The 14835-nt window shown below is 67.6% G+C and carries 14 protein-coding genes; 4 read left to right on the top strand and 10 right to left on the bottom strand.

Going from position 1 to position 14835, the window contains the following annotated elements; translation table 11 throughout:
- The first annotated feature begins 34 nt into the window (after nt 1–34).
- Nucleotides 35–1375, top strand: a complete 1341-nt coding sequence (locus U8D42_RS20140; protein ID WP_085242583.1) for an acetyl-CoA C-acetyltransferase — start codon at nt 35–37, stop codon at nt 1373–1375.
- Nucleotides 1376–1674: 299 nt separating this feature from the next.
- Here U8D42_RS20140 and U8D42_RS20135 read toward each other — a convergent pair whose 3' ends face one another.
- Nucleotides 1675–3510 (bottom strand): acyl-CoA dehydrogenase, encoded by a 1836-nt coding sequence (locus U8D42_RS20135; protein ID WP_085242582.1) that lies wholly within the window; start codon nt 3508–3510, stop codon nt 1675–1677.
- Between the two features lie 381 nt (nt 3511–3891).
- On the opposite strand from U8D42_RS20135, the gene U8D42_RS20130 reads away from it, so the two are divergent.
- Nucleotides 3892–4380: a flavin reductase family protein gene (locus U8D42_RS20130; protein ID WP_085242581.1), complete on the top strand. Its 489-nt coding sequence runs from the start codon at nt 3892–3894 to the stop codon at nt 4378–4380.
- A 6-nt stretch (nt 4381–4386) separates the two neighbouring features.
- On the opposite strand, the gene U8D42_RS20125 is transcribed toward U8D42_RS20130, so the two are convergent.
- The 6 genes from U8D42_RS20125 to U8D42_RS20100 all read right to left on the bottom strand — a co-directional run bounded on the left by U8D42_RS20125 (nt 4387) and on the right by U8D42_RS20100 (nt 9211).
- Complete coding sequence (locus U8D42_RS20125) at nt 4387–4542, bottom strand: hypothetical protein (protein ID WP_169716541.1); 156 nt, start codon at nt 4540–4542, stop codon at nt 4387–4389.
- 98 nt (nt 4543–4640) lie between these two features.
- The gene (locus tag U8D42_RS20120; RefSeq protein ID WP_085242580.1) at nt 4641–5387 is read right to left on the bottom strand and encodes a succinate dehydrogenase/fumarate reductase iron-sulfur subunit; all 747 of its coding nucleotides are present in this window, start codon (nt 5385–5387) and stop codon (nt 4641–4643) included.
- Complete coding sequence (locus U8D42_RS20115) at nt 5387–7303, bottom strand: fumarate reductase/succinate dehydrogenase flavoprotein subunit (protein ID WP_085242579.1); 1917 nt, start codon at nt 7301–7303, stop codon at nt 5387–5389. The genes U8D42_RS20120 and U8D42_RS20115 overlap by 1 nt, the downstream gene beginning before the upstream one ends.
- Nucleotides 7304–7348: 45 nt before the next feature.
- Entirely contained in the window at nt 7349–8176 is an 828-nt protein-coding gene (locus U8D42_RS20110; protein ID WP_322858469.1) for a hypothetical protein, read from the bottom strand.
- Nucleotides 8177–8254: 78 nt separating this feature from the next.
- Nucleotides 8255–8560 carry a hypothetical protein gene (locus tag U8D42_RS20105; protein WP_322858470.1) on the bottom strand — a complete coding sequence of 102 codons (306 nt, stop codon included), beginning with the start codon at nt 8558–8560 and terminating at the stop codon, nt 8255–8257.
- A 210-nt stretch (nt 8561–8770) separates the two neighbouring features.
- Entirely contained in the window at nt 8771–9211 is a 441-nt protein-coding gene (locus U8D42_RS20100; protein WP_322858471.1) for an Hsp20/alpha crystallin family protein, read from the bottom strand.
- Between the two features lie 227 nt (nt 9212–9438).
- Between U8D42_RS20100 and nirB the strand changes: the two genes are divergently transcribed.
- Nucleotides 9439–12018 carry a nitrite reductase large subunit NirB gene (nirB, locus tag U8D42_RS20095; protein WP_322858472.1) on the top strand — a complete coding sequence of 860 codons (2580 nt, stop codon included), beginning with the start codon at nt 9439–9441 and terminating at the stop codon, nt 12016–12018.
- A complete protein-coding gene (nirD, locus tag U8D42_RS20090; RefSeq protein ID WP_085242574.1) occupies nt 12015–12371 on the top strand; it encodes a nitrite reductase small subunit NirD in 357 nt (118 codons plus the stop codon). The genes nirB and nirD overlap by 4 nt, the downstream gene beginning before the upstream one ends.
- Here the strand turns inward: nirD and U8D42_RS20085 are convergent.
- From U8D42_RS20085 to U8D42_RS20075, 3 genes are all read right to left on the bottom strand, one after another.
- Nucleotides 12368–12820 carry a hypothetical protein gene (locus tag U8D42_RS20085; RefSeq protein WP_322858473.1) on the bottom strand — a complete coding sequence of 151 codons (453 nt, stop codon included), beginning with the start codon at nt 12818–12820 and terminating at the stop codon, nt 12368–12370. The two genes, nirD and U8D42_RS20085, sit on opposite strands and share 4 nt — an antisense overlap.
- Nucleotides 12821–12904: 84 nt before the next feature.
- Nucleotides 12905–13684, bottom strand: a complete 780-nt coding sequence (locus U8D42_RS20080; RefSeq protein ID WP_322858474.1) for a sirohydrochlorin chelatase — start codon at nt 13682–13684, stop codon at nt 12905–12907.
- A complete protein-coding gene (locus U8D42_RS20075) occupies nt 13681–14826 on the bottom strand; it encodes a uroporphyrinogen-III synthase (protein WP_085242571.1) in 1146 nt (381 codons plus the stop codon). The genes U8D42_RS20080 and U8D42_RS20075 overlap by 4 nt, the downstream gene beginning before the upstream one ends.
- Nucleotides 14827–14835 lie beyond the last annotated feature (9 nt).

Genomic DNA, 14835 nt, shown 5'->3' with positions numbered 1-14835 from the left:
AAAACCAACAGACCGCAGATACACGGAGAAGACAGTGGCCCCTGCAAGTTCCGAGGCAAGCAACCAGCGCAGCTCGCAGCGGCGACGAGTCGCCGTGCTGGGCGGCAACCGCATTCCGTTCGCCCGGTCCGACGGCGCATATGCCGAGGCCTCCAATCAGGACATGTTCACCGCCGCACTGGGTGGGCTGGTGGACCGCTTCGGGCTGGCCGGCGAGCGATTGGGTGTGGTGGTCGGCGGCGCCGTGCTCAAGCACAGCCGGGACTTCAACCTGACCCGCGAATGCGTGCTGGGCTCCGAGCTGTCGTCGTACACGCCCGCGTTCGACCTGCAACAGGCGTGCGGCACCGGCCTGCAGGCGGCGATCGCCGCGTCCGACGGCATCGCGTCCGGGCGCTACGAGGTGGCCGCGGCGGGCGGCGTCGACACCACCTCCGATCCGCCGATCGGGCTGGGTGACAACCTGCGCCGCACGCTGCTCAAGTTGCGCCGCTCCAAGTCCAACGTGCAGCGGCTGCGGCTGGTGGGCACGCTGCCGGCGACTTTGGGTATCGAGATCCCGGTCAACAGCGAGCCGCGTACGGGGCTGTCGATGGGGGAGCACCAGGCGATCACCGCCAAGCAGATGGGCATCAAGCGCGTCGACCAGGACGAGCTCGCCGCCGCCAGCCACCGCAACATGGCGGCCGCCTACGACCGGGGCTTCTTCGACGATCTGGTCACCCCGTTCCTCGGCCTCTACCGCGACGACAACCTGCGGCCGGATTCGTCGGCCGAGAAGCTGGCGAAGCTCAAGCCGGTGTTCGGTGTGAAGTCCGGCGACGCGACGATGACGGCGGGCAACTCGACGCCCCTGACCGACGGGGCGTCGGTGGCGCTGGTTTCCAGCGAGGAGTGGGCGGCCGCCCACTCGCTGACCCCGCTGGCCTTCCTGGTGGACTCCGAGACCGCAGCGGTCGACTACGTCAACGGCCGGGACGGCCTGCTGATGGCCCCCACCTACGCGGTGCCGCGGCTGCTGGCCCGCAACGGCCTGAGCCTGCAGGACTTCGACTTCTACGAGATCCACGAGGCCTTCGCCTCGGTGGTGCTGGCGCACCTGCAGGCGTGGGAGTCGGAGGACTACTGCAAGGAACGGCTGGGCCTGGACGCCGCGCTGGGTTCGATCGACCGGGCCAAGCTCAACGTCAACGGCTCGTCGTTGGCCGCCGGCCACCCCTTCGCCGCCACCGGTGGGCGGATCCTCGCCCAGGCGGCCAAGCAGCTCGCGCAGAAGAAGGCGGATCAGAAGGGCGGCGCGGGCAAGCCGCTGCGCGCCCTGATCTCCATCTGCGCCGCCGGCGGCCAGGGTGTGGCCGCGATCCTGGAGGCCTGAACCGCCGGTTTCATGACATCGGTCACAGCGGGTTAGTAATCCGGGCGTAGGGGTATCCGAGTGCGCGGATGACCCCGTGTTGTGGTCTGACCCCCCGACCCCGACGGCAATACGGGGCATCCCCAGTCCGTCGCCCGGGCGGCGGAAGAACGCGCCGGGCGTGCGAAAAGGGCCGCCGCTGGAGTGAGGGGATCCAGCGGCGGCCTTTTTGTTTCCGCGCGGTCCGCAAAAACCGCGGTAGATAAAAACCCCGCTCCCATTTCGGGAGCGGGGTTTTGCTCATCACCTCGGAAAGCGGCCTAGAAGGCGGCCTCGTCGAGCTCCATGATGTCGTTGTCCAGCGTCTCGATCACCTCGCGGGTGCCGGCCAGCAGCGGCAGGAAGTTCTTCGCGAAGAACGAAGCCACCGCGACCTTGCCCTCGTAGAACGAGCGCTCTTCGCCGCTGGCGCCGGCGTCCAGCGCCTGCACCGCCACCGCGGCCTGACGCTGCAGCAACCAGCCGATGACCAGGTCGCCGACGCTCATCAGGAAGCGCACCGATCCCAGGCCCACCTTGTAGAGGCTGGTCACGTCCTCCTGCGCTGCCATCAGGTAACCGGTCAGCGTGGCCGCCATCGCCTGGACGTCGGCCAGCGCCTTGGCCAGCAGCTCGCGCTCGGTCTTGAGCCGGCCGTTGCCCGACTCGCTGTCCACGAACTTCTGGATCTCCCCCGACACGTGGGCCAACGCCACACCCTTGTCGCGGATGATCTTGCGGAAGAAGAAGTCCTGCGCCTGGATGGCCGTGGTGCCCTCGTAGAGGGAGTCGATCTTGGCGTCCCGGATGTACTGCTCGATCGGGTAGTCCTGCAGGAAGCCGGACCCGCCGAAGGTCTGCAGGCTTTCGGTCAGCTTGGCGTAGGCCTGCTCGGAGCCGACACCCTTGACCACCGGCAACATCAGGTCGTTGACCTTGACGGCCAGTTCGGCGTCCACCCCGTGGACCGCCTCGGCAACCGCCGCGTCCTGGTAGGTCGCGGTGTAGAGGTACAGCGCGCGCAGACCCTCGGCGTAGGCCTTCTGGGTCATCAGCGAACGGCGCACGTCGGGGTGATGCGTGATCGTCACCCGCGGCGCGGTCTTGTCGGTCATCTGCGTCATGTCGGCGCCCTGCACGCGGGACTTGGCGTACTCCAGCGCGTTCAGGTAGCCGGTCGACAGGGTCGCGATCGCCTTGGTGCCGACCATCATGCGGGCCTGCTCGATCACCTCGAACATCTGCGCGATGCCGTTGTGCACCTCGCCGACCAGCCACCCCTTGGCGGGCACGTCGTGCTGGCCGAAGGACAGCTCACACGTGGCGGACACCTTCAGGCCCATCTTGTGCTCGACGTTGGTGACGAAGACGCCGTTGCGCTCGCCCAGTTCGCCGGTCTCGAAGTCGAACAGGAACTTCGGCACGAAGAACAGCGACAGGCCCTTGGTGCCCGGACCCGCGCCCTCGGGGCGGGCCAGCACCAGGTGGAAGATGTTCTCGAACAGGTCACCGGAGTCCGCGGAGGTGATGAACCGCTTCACACCCTCGATGTGCCAGGAGCCGTCGTCCTGCTTGATCGCCTTGGTCCGGCCGGCGCCGACGTCGGAACCGGCGTCCGGCTCGGTCAGCACCATGGTGGAGCCCCAGCCGCGCTCGGCGCAGATCACGGCCCACTTCTTCTGCTCCTCGGTACCCAGGTGGTAGAGGATGTTGGCGAAGCCGGCACCGCCGCCGTACATCCACACGGCGGGGTTGGCGCCCAGTAGGTGCTCGTGCAGGGCCCATACCAGCGCGCGGGGCATCGGCATGCCGCCGAGGACCTCGTCGATGCCGACCTTGTCCCAGCCGGCCTCCGTGACGGCGCGGACTGACTTCTTGAACGACTCCGGCAGGGTCACCGAGTGGGTCTTCGGGTCGAAGACCGGCGGATTGCGGTCACCCTCCACGAACGACTCGGCGATGGGCCCCTCGGCCAGCCGGCTGATCTCTGACAACATCTCGCGGGCGGTGTCGACATCCAGATCGCTGTAGTCGCCCGAGCCCAAAGCCTGCTCAACGCCCAGGACCTCGAACAGGTTGAACACCTGGTCACGGACGTTGCTCTTGTAGTGGCTCACTACGGTTCCTCCTCGTTGAGAATGCCACTCGAGTGGTTGGGTACTAGGTCTAAGTTACCCACCAGTAACACCGCTAAAATATCGCTCCGGACCTGTTCGACGCAAGTCAATGTGAGCCAGATTTCATTGTCTAATTAACCAACCGGTTGGGTAGCCGATGGCACCGCCGCCACCTGCGGTGATGGTGGGACGACTGACAACTCCCGGGGAGCGTGGCCGCCCTGCCGGTGCCCGGTATGCGGGGCCGGGCCGACGCCGGCCGCCGAACTGCGCGCGGACCCCGATGTGCCTTCAGCGCACGGGTATTGGCCAGGTAGGGTCGGGGAACGAGAATCCAGTTCTCGGCTCAAGGGGCGAATCTCAAGGGGCGAATGAATTCCGGTGAACTCGAACAAGAATCTGACACCGTCCACACTTCGTGAGGCCTTCGGCCACTTCCCGTCGGGGGTGGTTGCCATCGCCGCCGAGGTCGGGGGAACGCGGCACGGCCTCGCGGCGAGCACCTTTGTCCCCGTCTCGCTGGAACCGCCGCTGGTGTCGTTCTGCGTCCAGAACACCTCGACGACCTGGCCCAGGCTCAAGGATCTGCCCATGCTGGGCATCAGCGTGCTCGGCGAGGCTCACGACGAGGCGGCGCGGACCCTGGCCGCCAAGACCGGGGACCGGTTCGCCGGCCTGGAGACGGTGTCCAGTGAAAGCGGGGCGGTGTTCATCAAGGGCACCGGCCTGTGGCTGGAAAGCTCGGTCGAACAGCTGATCCCGGCGGGGGATCACACCATCGTGGTGCTGCGGGTCAACGAGGTGACCATCGACGCCGAGGTGGCGCCGATCGTGTTTCACCGCAGCGGGTTCCGGCGCCTCGGAGCCTGAACGCGGCTACGGCCGCCGGCTGAGTTCCGCCCGGAAGCCCGCTATCCGCTGCTCGATCTCGGCGGCGTCGTCGGGGCGGCCCTCCTTGCGCGCAAGATCGGCGCGCGCGGACAACTCGCGTATCGCGGTGCGAATTTCGTTGATGCTGGTGGTTTCTCGCATATCTCCCACGCTGCCTTCGGAGTTTGGGGGCAGACCGTCGGGCTCGCGCCCGACAGGGTCGATATGCGGGTACCCGGCGCGCCGGGCGGGCTAACGCCTCAGCGTCGGAACAGCTTGTTGCCCAGCCACACCACGGGGTCGTAGCGGCGACCGGCGACCCGCTCTTTCATCGGGATGATGGCGTTGTCGGTGATCTTGATGTTTTCCGGGCAGACCTCGGTGCAGCACTTGGTGATGTTGCAATATCCGAGTCCCGCCTCATCCTGCGCCAGATCCCGCCGGTCCGCGGTGTCGAGCGGGTGCATCTCCAGTTCGGCGAGTCGGATGAAGAAACGGGGTCCGGCGAACGCCTTCTTGTTCTCTTCGTGGTCGCGGATCACGTGGCAGACGTTCTGGCACAGGAAGCACTCGATGCACTTGCGGAACTCCTGCGACCGCTGCACATCCTCCTGCGCCATCCGGTACTCGCCCGGCTGTAGATCCTTGGGAGGCTTGAAGGACGGGATTTCGCGCGCCTTCTCGTAGTTGAAGGAGACGTCGGTGACCAGGTCCCGGATCACCGGGAAGGTCCGCAGCGGCGTGACCGTCACGACCTCGTCCTCGGCGAAGGTGGACATCCGGGTCATGCACAGCAACCGCGGCACCCCGTTGATCTCCGCCGAGCAGGAGCCGCACTTGCCGGCCTTGCAGTTCCACCGCACCGCCAGGTCGGGCGTCTGGGTCTGTTGCAGGCGATGGATGATGTCGAGCACCACCTCGCCCTCGTTGACCTCCACCGTGAAGTCCTGCAGCGCGCCGCTGGCATCGTCACCGCGCCACACACGCATGGTCGCGTTGTAGGTCATTAGCCTCTCCGTCCTGGATGCTCGGCCAGCTCGTCGTCGGTGTAGTACTTCTCCAGCTCGGAGATCTCGAAGAGCTCCAGCAGATCGGGCCGCATCGGAACCTGGTCCTTGCGGGTGACGCTGATGTCGGGAATCACCTCGTCGCCGCCGGCGGCCTGGCAGACCAGCAGCACCTTGCGCCAGCCGGAATCCATCGACGGGTGGTCGTCGCGAGTGTGGCCGCCGCGGCTCTCGGTGCGCTCCAGCGCGGCCTTGGCGACACACTCGCTGACCAGCAGCATGTTGCGCAGATCGATGGCCAGGTTCCAGCCGGGGTTGTACTCGCGGCCCCCGTCGACGTGCAGGTTCTTGAACCGCTCGCGCAGCGTGTCCAGGCGGGAGAGGGCCTCGGAGATCTCGTCGGCCTTGCGGATGATGCCGACCAGGTCGTTCATCGACTGTTGCAGCTCGAGCTGCAGCGTGTAGGGGTTCTCCGCCGCGGCGCCGTTGGGCGGTGCCTCGAAGGGGGACAGCGCCCGCTTGGCGGCGGTCTCGACGGCCTCGGCCGAGATGGTCGGGCGGCTGCTCAGCGCCCGCACGTAGTCGGCCGCGCCCAGGCCGGCCCGCCGCCCGAAGACCAGCAGGTCAGACAGCGAGTTGCCGCCCAGGCGGTTGGAGCCGTGCATGCCGCCGGAGCACTCACCGGCCGCGAACAGGCCCGGCACGGTGGCCGCACCAGTGTCGGCGTCCACCTCGACACCGCCCATCACGTAGTGACAGGTGGGCCCGACTTCCATCGGCTCCTTGGTGATGTCGACCCCGGCCAGCTCCTTGAACTGGTGATACATCGACGGCAGGCGTCGCTTGATCTCCTCGGGCGTCAGCCGGGACGCGATGTCGAGGAACACGCCGCCGTGCGGGCTGCCCCGGCCGGCCTTGACCTCAGAGTTGATCGCGCGCGCGACCTCATCGCGGGGCAGCAGGTCGGGGGTCCGGCGGGCCGAGTCGTTGTCCTTGAGCCACTGGTCGGCCTCTTGCTCGGACTCGGCGTACTGGCCTTTGAACACCGGCGGGATGTAGTCGAACATGAACCGCTTGGAGTCGGAGTTCTTCAGCACACCGCCGTCGCCGCGGACGCCCTCGGTGACCAGGATGCCCTTGACGCTGGGTGGCCAGACCATGCCGGTCGGGTGGAACTGGACGAACTCCATGTTGATCAGCGACGCGCCGGCCCGCAGGGCCAGGGCGTGCCCGTCGCCGGTGTACTCCCAGGAGTTCGAGGTGACCTTGAACGACTTGCCGATGCCGCCGGTGGCCAGGACGACCGCGGGCGCCTCGAACATGATGAATCGGCCCGTCTGGCGCCAGTAGCCGAAGGCCCCGGCGATCGCGTCACCGTCCTTGAGCAGTTCGGTGATGGTGCACTCGGCGAACACCTTGATGCGCGCCTCGTAGTCGCCGAGTTCGGCGTAGTCCTCCTGCTGCAGCGAGACGATCTTCTGCTGCATGGTGCGGATCAGCTCCAGGCCGGTGCGGTCACCGACGTGCGCGAGCCGCGGGTAGGTGTGGCCGCCGAAGTTGCGCTGGCTGATCTTGCCGTCCTTGAGGCGATCGAACAGCGCGCCATACGTTTCCAGCTCCCAGACGCGGTCCGGTGCCTCCTTGGCGTGCAGCTCGGCCATCCGCCAGTTGTTGAGGAACTTCCCACCGCGCATCGTGTCGCCGAAGTGGGTCTTCCAGTTGTCTTTCGGGTTGGTGTTGCCCATCGACGCCGCGCAGCCGCCCTCGGCCATCACCGTGTGGGCCTTGCCGAACAGCGACTTGCACACCACCGCGACCTTGAGGCCGCGTTCGCGCGCCTCGATGACCGCTCTCAGCCCCGCGCCGCCGGCGCCGATGACGACTACGTCGTAGGCATGCCGCTCGACCTCAACCATGAAAACCCTCGCTCGCTAAGTTCCGATTGTTCCTCGAAAGGCTTTTCAGCCAACAAATCTCAGGTCAGGGATGGCGCCGCCGGCCACCAGCGCGATGTAGAAGTCGGTGAGCATCAGGGTGCCCAGCGTGATCCAGGCATACATCTTGTGTCGGGTGTTGATCTTGCTGACCTGGGTCCAGATCCAGTACCGCACAGGGTGCTTGGAGAAGTGCTTGAGCCGCCCGCCGGTCACGTGCCGGCACGAGTGGCAGGACAACGTGTAGACCCACAGCATGATGACGTTGCCCACCATGATCAGGTTGCCCAGGCCGAAGCCGAAGCCGTGCGGGCCGGAGTCGGAGTGGAAACCGATGATCGCGTCGTAGGTGTTGATCACCGAGATGATGCCGGCGATGTAGAAGAAGTACCGGTGGCTGTTCTGGACGATCAGCGGGAACCGGGTCTCACCGGTGTAGTGGACGCGCGGCTCGGCCACGGCGCAGGAGACGGGCGACTGCCAGACCGTGCGGTAGTAGGCGCCACGGTAGTAGTAGCAGGTCAGCCGGAACAGCAAGAGGAACGGCAGCGTCAGCGCCGCGTACGGCAGCCACCACACGTCCGGCAGGATCTGCGGCCAGAAGTCGCCGGCCTCACCGCAGGCCTTGCTCACGCAGGGCGAGTAGAACGGCGTCAGGTAGTGGTACTTCGGGACGAAGAAGTAATTCTGCTGGAACGCGCGCACCGTCGCGTAGATGAGGAACGCGGCGAAGCCGAGGTCGATCCTCAGCGGCGACACCCACCACCGGTCGGTGCGTAGGGTCCGTTGCGGGATGCGGGCGCGTGTGGGTGAAAAGACACCGGACGCAGGACGGTTCGCCGTGGGTGCGCTCATCTAGTGTTCCTCTTCGAACGGGCTGTTGGTCGAAGGGTACACAGAGAGCACCCCCTCACTTCCGGGGGGCTTGGGTTGTCAGTACCTGCTGTGACCCCCGACACCCTCGTCGTCGACATCGCGCCAGAATTCGGTGTCGTACGGGGTGTCGGAGATGACGATCTTCTCTGCGGAATGCTGCACCGTGGCGCGCGTCAGGTCCAGTTCGGACACGTCCGTGTCGAGCAATTCGACGTCGGACAGGATGCGGTCGGCGTCGATGACGATGCGCCGCATCGCCGGGGTGTCCCCGTAGCGATTCCTCAACGAACCCACGCACCGCCGCAGGCCGCCGATGAGGTCGTGAAGTTCGGCGAGTTCAGTCGTGTCAGTAGGAAGTGTCAACGGGAAATCTCCTAGGCGGGTGGTGTTGCGGATCACAGTACGCTTGCGATCCTATCCACGGCACAGCCCGGCGTCAGCCGACTCGCTTTCTTACTTCCTGGTGGCCGCCGAGCGCGCGCATCGTTGACCGGCTCGGGTCACCGGAGAAAACCGCGGCGCGGCAAGCGGTTCCGGCGGGGTGCGGGCCCCGCCGGAACCGTTGTCCACCTGTTACTTGCTGATGGCGATGCGCTGCGCCTGGCTTCCGGCGTACGCGCCGGCGACCCGCACCGTCAGCACCCCGGCGTCGTACGAGGCCGTGATGGCGTCCCCGGTGACGTGGGCCGGCAGCTGGAACGAGCGGCGGAAGGAGCCGTACCGGACCTCGCGCAGGGTGCGCCCGTCCTGCTCTTGGGTGTACTGATCGCGGCGTTCGCCATGGATCACGAGCCGGCCGCGGTCGACCTCGACGTTGACATCCTGCTCGACGTCAACGCCCGGGAGCTCGACGCGTACGATCGCGTCGTCACCGTCCTTGACGATCTCCGCGGCCGGATTGAAACCGCTGGTAACGGGCTTGTACCAGTCCGCCGAGGCGGCGGGGCCGAAGAAGTCGCGCAACCACCGGTCGGTGTCCCAGGCCGGTCGCGACCACAATGCGAGGTTACTCATCGGGATCTCCTTGCACTTCCTTGAGCTTTGTTGTGGATTTGCTGTGTCCGGCGCCGTTGCGGCCGGCTACAAGGAGAAACATGAGTCGACCACGCTTAAGTTCCACCTAGGCGTTCGCCTTGGGCGAACGAATATTCACAACGCTCCCTGTGAGTTGTGAGATCCTCGTCATAGGACCGTCACATTGGGCGAAACCGCGGTAATTTCTGACCGCTAACCTCAAAGCCATGGCTGCAGACGGGATTTCGCGCGCGCACTGTGCGGGCCGTCACATCGTCGTAGTCGGGCACGGCATGGTGGGGCACCGTCTGGTCGAGGCGCTCCGAGCGCGCGACACCGAGGGGTCGTGGCGCATCACGGTTTTCGCCGAGGAGGCGGACGCGGCTTACGACCGCGTCGGGCTGACCTCGTACACCGAGAGCTGGGACCGCAAGCTGCTGGCACTGCCGGGCAACGACTACGCGGGTGACGAACGGGTTCGGCTGGTGCTGAACGCCCGGGTGACCGAGATCGACCGGGAAGCGAAGTCCGTGGTGACGGCCGACGGGCGGCGGTGCGGCTACGACACATTGGTGTTGGCCACCGGTTCCTACGCGTTCGTGCCCCCGGTGCCGGGCCACGACCTGCCGGCGTGCCACGTCTACCGCACGCTCGACGATCTCGACGCCATCCGCGCCGACGCCCAGCGCACGGTGGAAGCCGGCCGCACCCCGGCGGGTGTGGTCATCGGCGGTGGTCTGCTGGGCCTGGAAGCCGCCAATGCGCTGCGCCAGTTCGGCTTACAGACGCACGTCGTCGAGATGATGCCACGACTGATGGCCCAGCAGATCGACGAGGGCGGCGGCGCGCTGCTGGCCAAGATGGTCGGTGACCTGGGCATCGCGGTGCACGTGGGCACGGGCACGGAGTCGATCGAAGCGATCGACCACCCGGACGGGGTGTCGTCGGTGCGGGTGCGCCTGACCGACGGCGAGGTCATCGACGCCGGGCTGGTCATCTTCGCGGCCGGCATCCGGCCGCGCGACGAGCTGGCCCGGACCGCGGGCCTCGACCTTGCCGAGCGCGGCGGTGTGCTCACCGATTTAGCTTGCCGCACAAGCGATCCGGACATCTACGCGGTCGGCGAGGTGGCCGCGATCCAGGGCCGGTGCTACGGCCTGGTGGGGCCCGGTTACACCTCCGCCGAGGTGGTGGCCGACCGCCTGCTGGACGGCGCCGCGGAGTTCGGCGAAGCGGACCTGTCCACCAAGCTCAAGCTGCTCGGCGTCGACGTCGCCAGCTTCGGCGATGCGATGGGGGTGACCGAGAACTGCCTCGAGGTCGCCATCAACGACGCGGTCAAGCGAACCTACGCCAAGCTGGTGCTGTCCGACGACGCGAAGACCCTGCTGGGTGGCGTCCTGGTGGGCGACGCCTCGGCGTACGGGGTGCTGCGGCCCATGGTCGGCAGCGAGCTGCCGGGCGACCCGCTCGCGCTGATCGCTCCGGTCTCCGGCGACGCTCCGGCGCTGGGAATCGGTGCGCTGCCCGATTCCGCCCAGATCTGCTCCTGCAACAACGTCACCAAGGGCGACCTGAAGTGTGCGATCGCCGACGGCTGCGCCGACGTGCCCTCGCTCAAGTCGTGCACGTCGGCCGGCACGTCGTGCGGCTCGTGTGTGCCCCTGCTCAAGCAGCTGCTGGAAGCCGAGGGCGTGGAACAGTCCAAGGCGCTGTGCGAGCACTTCAGCCAGTCCCGGGCGGAGCTCTTCGAGATCATCTCGGCCACCGAGATCCGGACCTTCTCCGGCCTCCTGGAGCGCTTCGGCCGCGGAAAGGGTTGCGACATCTGCAAACCCGTGGTCGCCTCGATCCTGGCCTCCACCGGCTCGGACCACATCCTCGAAGGCGAGCAGGCCTCGCTGCAGGATTCCAACGACCACTTCCTGGCGAACATCCAGAAGAACGGCAGCTACTCGGTGGTGCCGCGGGTGCCCGGCGGTGACATCAAACCCGAGCATCTGATCCTGATCGGCCAGATCGCACAGGACTTCGGGCTCTACACCAAGATCACCGGCGGCCAGCGGATCGACATGTTCGGCGCGCGGGTCGACCAGCTGCCGGAGATCTGGCGGCGGCTGGTCGAGGGCGGCATGGAATCGGGCCACGCCTACGGCAAGGCGCTGCGCACCGTGAAGAGCTGTGTCGGCACCGACTGGTGCCGCTACGGGCAGCAGGATTCGGTGCAGCTGGCCATCGATCTGGAGTTGCGGTATCGGGGTCTGCGGGCGCCGCACAAGATCAAGATGGGCGTCTCGGGTTGTGCGCGCGAGTGCGCCGAAGCCCGCTCCAAGGACGTCGGCGTCATCGCGACCGAAAAAGGCTGGAACCTCTACGTCGGCGGGAACGGCGGCATGACGCCCAAGCACGCCCAGCTGTTGGCCAGCGACCTGGACACCGAGACGCTGGTCCGCTACGTCGACCGCTTCATCATGTACTACATCCGGACCGCCGACCGGCTGCAGCGCACGGCGCCCTGGGTCGATTCGCTCGACGGCGGCCTCGATCACGTGCGCGAGGTCGTATGCGAGGACTCGCTGGGCCTGGCCGGGGAATTCGAGGCCGCAATGGAGCGGCACGTGCAGAACTACAAGTGTGAATGGAAGGGCGTGCTCGACGACCCCGACAAGCTGTCGCGGTTCGTCTCGTTCGTCAACGCCCCGGACGAAGTCGATTCGACGGTGGAATTCACCGAGCATGCCGGGCGCAAAATCCCGGTGTCCATTGGGATGCCGAAGATCCGTACGGGAGCTGGAGAGGAATCATGACGCTTCTCAACGACATTGCGGTATGGACGACGGCCTGCGAGTACGACCGTCTCATCCCGGGCCGGGGAGTCGGTGTGCTGCTCGACGACGGCTCCCAGGCGGCGTTGTTCCGGCTCGACGACGGCTCGGTGCACGCGGTCGGCAACGTCGACCCGTTCTCCGGCGCGGCCGTGCTGTCGCGCGGCATCGTGGGCGACCGCGGGGGCCGGGTCACCGTTCAATCGCCGATCCTCAAGCAGGCCTTCTCGCTGGAAGACGGTGAATGCCTGGACGATCCGAACTTCTCGGTGCCGGTGTATCCGGCGCGCATCACCGCCGACGGCTTCGTCCAGGTCGGCCGGATCGCCGCCTAGCGGGTGATGTCGCCGACGAGGTAGCGCTGCATCGTCGGGCCGATCGCGTCGACGAGCGCGTCGACCGACATCGAATGCAGCGGCTCGGAGCGGATGCCGTAGCGCATGATGCCCAGCCCCACCAACTGCGAGGCGCATAACGAGGCGCGCGTGGCGGCCTTGTCGGCCCCGAGCAGCTTGAGCAGCGGGCCGAACACCGGCCCGACGAACATGCTCTGGACGGTTTCGGCGGTCTTGACCATCCCGGTGGACGCGATGGCGCTCGCGGCGAACGGGCCGCCGCCGGCGGCGTCCCACGTGGTGATCAGCATGCGCAGCGTTTGCCGGCCCACCTGATTGGCCCCGCCCGTCACGATCCGGTCGATGAATTCCGGTGTGCCGAAGGGCAACCGCAGCATCTTGGCCACCGGGTCGAGGAGCCCGCGCGACGGCTCTTCGCGACGGGACATGGTGCCAGGATCGTCGGAATCAGGCCAAAGATCAAGCGTGGGCGGCGTCGGCGCGCCTCACCGGCCGGCTCTTCGCGGCTTTCCTCACGCGGCGGGATTGGGGCGCACGAGGCGGTCGTGAACCAGTCGGTGCACGCTCGACCGGCGCGAAGCGTGCCTGATGGTGGGGGCGAGCACCGGCGGCATGGCCCGGCGGAATCGATTGGCGATCAGGCGGGTCAGGCCGGGATGGGTGCCCAGCGGTCGACTGACCAGGTCGGCACCGCACGCGTGCAGCCGCTCCTGGAAGAGGCCGTCGGCCAGCAGGTAGGACGCGACCACGACGCGCGCGTTGTTACGGCGAGCGTGGCGCCTCGCCTCGTCCACCGCCTCGGGCAGCTGCGGATCTCCGCTGGCCGCGAACGCCAGGCTCACTCGCGACCCGGTGAGCGCCGACACCAGCGTCGCGGTGGTGTGCAGGTCGGCGCGCGCTTTGACATCCGAGGTTCCCGCCGCCGCCAGGATCACCGAATCGCCGGGACGCCAGCCGCATTTGACCAATTGGTCGCCGACGATCCGGGCCAGCTGGCCACTGGGGCCCAGGGCCGGCGTGACGATGACGTCGGGATGCCCGCTGCGCCCGACGTGGGCCGGTAGGTCCGCGCGGACGTGGTAGCCGCGCGACAAGAACGCGGGCAGCACGACCGCAGGCCGGCCGGTGGCCCTCACCCGCGACAGCACCTCGCTGGGCGTGGGGCCCACCACGTCGACGAACGCGAGCTCCACCGGGCTTCCGATCAGCGAGCCCGCTTGTGCGGCAAGGTCTTCCGCCATCGACACACCCTCGGGCCGGCGGGTGCCGTGTGCGACCAGGATCAGCGTCATGGGACATCCGGCCGTTGATCGGTCGCGATCCGGTAGCCGCGCTTGACCACCGTCGCGATGATGTTCTTGTCGCCCAGGGCCGTTCGCAGACGCAGCACGGCCGTATCGACGGCGTGCGGGTCGTTGCTGTTGCCGGGCAGCGCGCGCAACAGATCGCCGCGGGCGACGACGTCGCCGGGGCGCTTCGCCAGCGCGCGCAGAATGCCCATGCCCGACGGTGACAGCACCTTGATCGAGCCGTCCACCAATACACAGGTGCCGCGGATGTCGACCGTGTGGCCGGCCGCGCGGACCGTGCACGAGCCCAGTAGCGGCAGCTCCTCGGCGACGTGACGGGCCAAGGCACCCAACCGCATTCGTTCCGGCGATGACGTCGGGATGCCTTTGCGGATCAGCGGCTTGGACGTCACCGGGCCGACGCACATCGCGTGCACGTCGCTGCGCAGGGCGCCCAGCAGTTGGTCCTCGACGTCGAGCTCGCGGCTGCGCTCGAGCACCGCCGCGGCCGCGGGCGCCGACGTGAAGGTGACCGCGTCGAACTGGCGCGCGGCGATGCCCGTCACGAGCTGATCGAACGTGCCGCCCAACGGCGTTGGCTTCCAGCGATATACCCGGACGGGCACCACCTGGGCGCCCGCCATGCGCAGCCCGCCGAGGAACTCCGGGAAGGGATCCCACGCGTCCGCGGCGCCGTGCAGCTGGACCGCCACCCGCAGCCCGTCCACGCCCGACTTGAGCAGGTATTCCAGCACTTCCTGGGATGACTCCGATTCCGGGGACCACTCCTCGTGCAGGCCTGCGGCGCGCAGCGCGCCGGTCGCCTTCGGTCCGCGCGAGACGACGCGGGCCGACGACAACGCGTGCAAGAGCGGGTTGACCAGCCCCCAGCCCTCGGCGGCGGCCAGCCACCCGCGGAAGCCGATGCCGGTGTGGGCGACCAGGATGTCGGGTGGCTCGGCGATCAACGCCTCGGTGTTACGGTGCAGTTCGTCGTCGTCGGGCAGCGCGATCATGTTGATCGCCGGCGCGCTGCACACCTCGGCGCCCTGGCGGCTGAGCAGGGCACACAGCTCCTCGGAGCGCCGCGCCGACGTCACCGCGATGCGGTAGCCCGTCAGCGGCTGGGAGTCCGGCTGGCCCATATCACCTGT

Origin of the sequence: Mycobacterium europaeum (assembly GCF_034555895.2) — a bacterium.
GTDB lineage: Bacteria > Actinomycetota > Actinomycetes > Mycobacteriales > Mycobacteriaceae > Mycobacterium > Mycobacterium europaeum.
The sequence above is the reverse complement of the archived record's forward strand: the minus strand, read 5'-3'. Positions and strand labels throughout refer to the sequence as shown.

Bases quoted from the DNA above. Each gene is read 5' to 3' on its own strand.
- U8D42_RS20125 (WP_169716541.1), bottom strand. From the start codon at position 4,542: ATGCGAGAAACCACCAGCATCAACGAAATTCGCACCGCGATACGCGAG.
- U8D42_RS20120 (WP_085242580.1), bottom strand. From the start codon at position 5,387: ATGACCTACAACGCGACCATGCGTGTGTGGCGCGGTGACGATGCCAGC.
- U8D42_RS20115 (WP_085242579.1), bottom strand. From the start codon at position 7,303: ATGGTTGAGGTCGAGCGGCATGCCTACGACGTAGTCGTCATCGGCGCC.
- U8D42_RS20110 (WP_322858469.1), bottom strand. From the start codon at position 8,176: ATGAGCGCACCCACGGCGAACCGTCCTGCGTCCGGTGTCTTTTCACCC.
- U8D42_RS20100 (WP_322858471.1), bottom strand. From the start codon at position 9,211: ATGAGTAACCTCGCATTGTGGTCGCGACCGGCCTGGGACACCGACCGG.
- nirB (WP_322858472.1), top strand. From the start codon at position 9,439: ATGGCTGCAGACGGGATTTCGCGCGCGCACTGTGCGGGCCGTCACATC.
- nirD (WP_085242574.1), top strand. From the start codon at position 12,015: ATGACGCTTCTCAACGACATTGCGGTATGGACGACGGCCTGCGAGTAC.
- U8D42_RS20085 (WP_322858473.1), bottom strand. From the start codon at position 12,820: ATGTCCCGTCGCGAAGAGCCGTCGCGCGGGCTCCTCGACCCGGTGGCC.
- U8D42_RS20080 (WP_322858474.1), bottom strand. From the start codon at position 13,684: ATGACGCTGATCCTGGTCGCACACGGCACCCGCCGGCCCGAGGGTGTG.
- U8D42_RS20075 (WP_085242571.1), bottom strand. From the start codon at position 14,826: ATGGGCCAGCCGGACTCCCAGCCGCTGACGGGCTACCGCATCGCGGTG.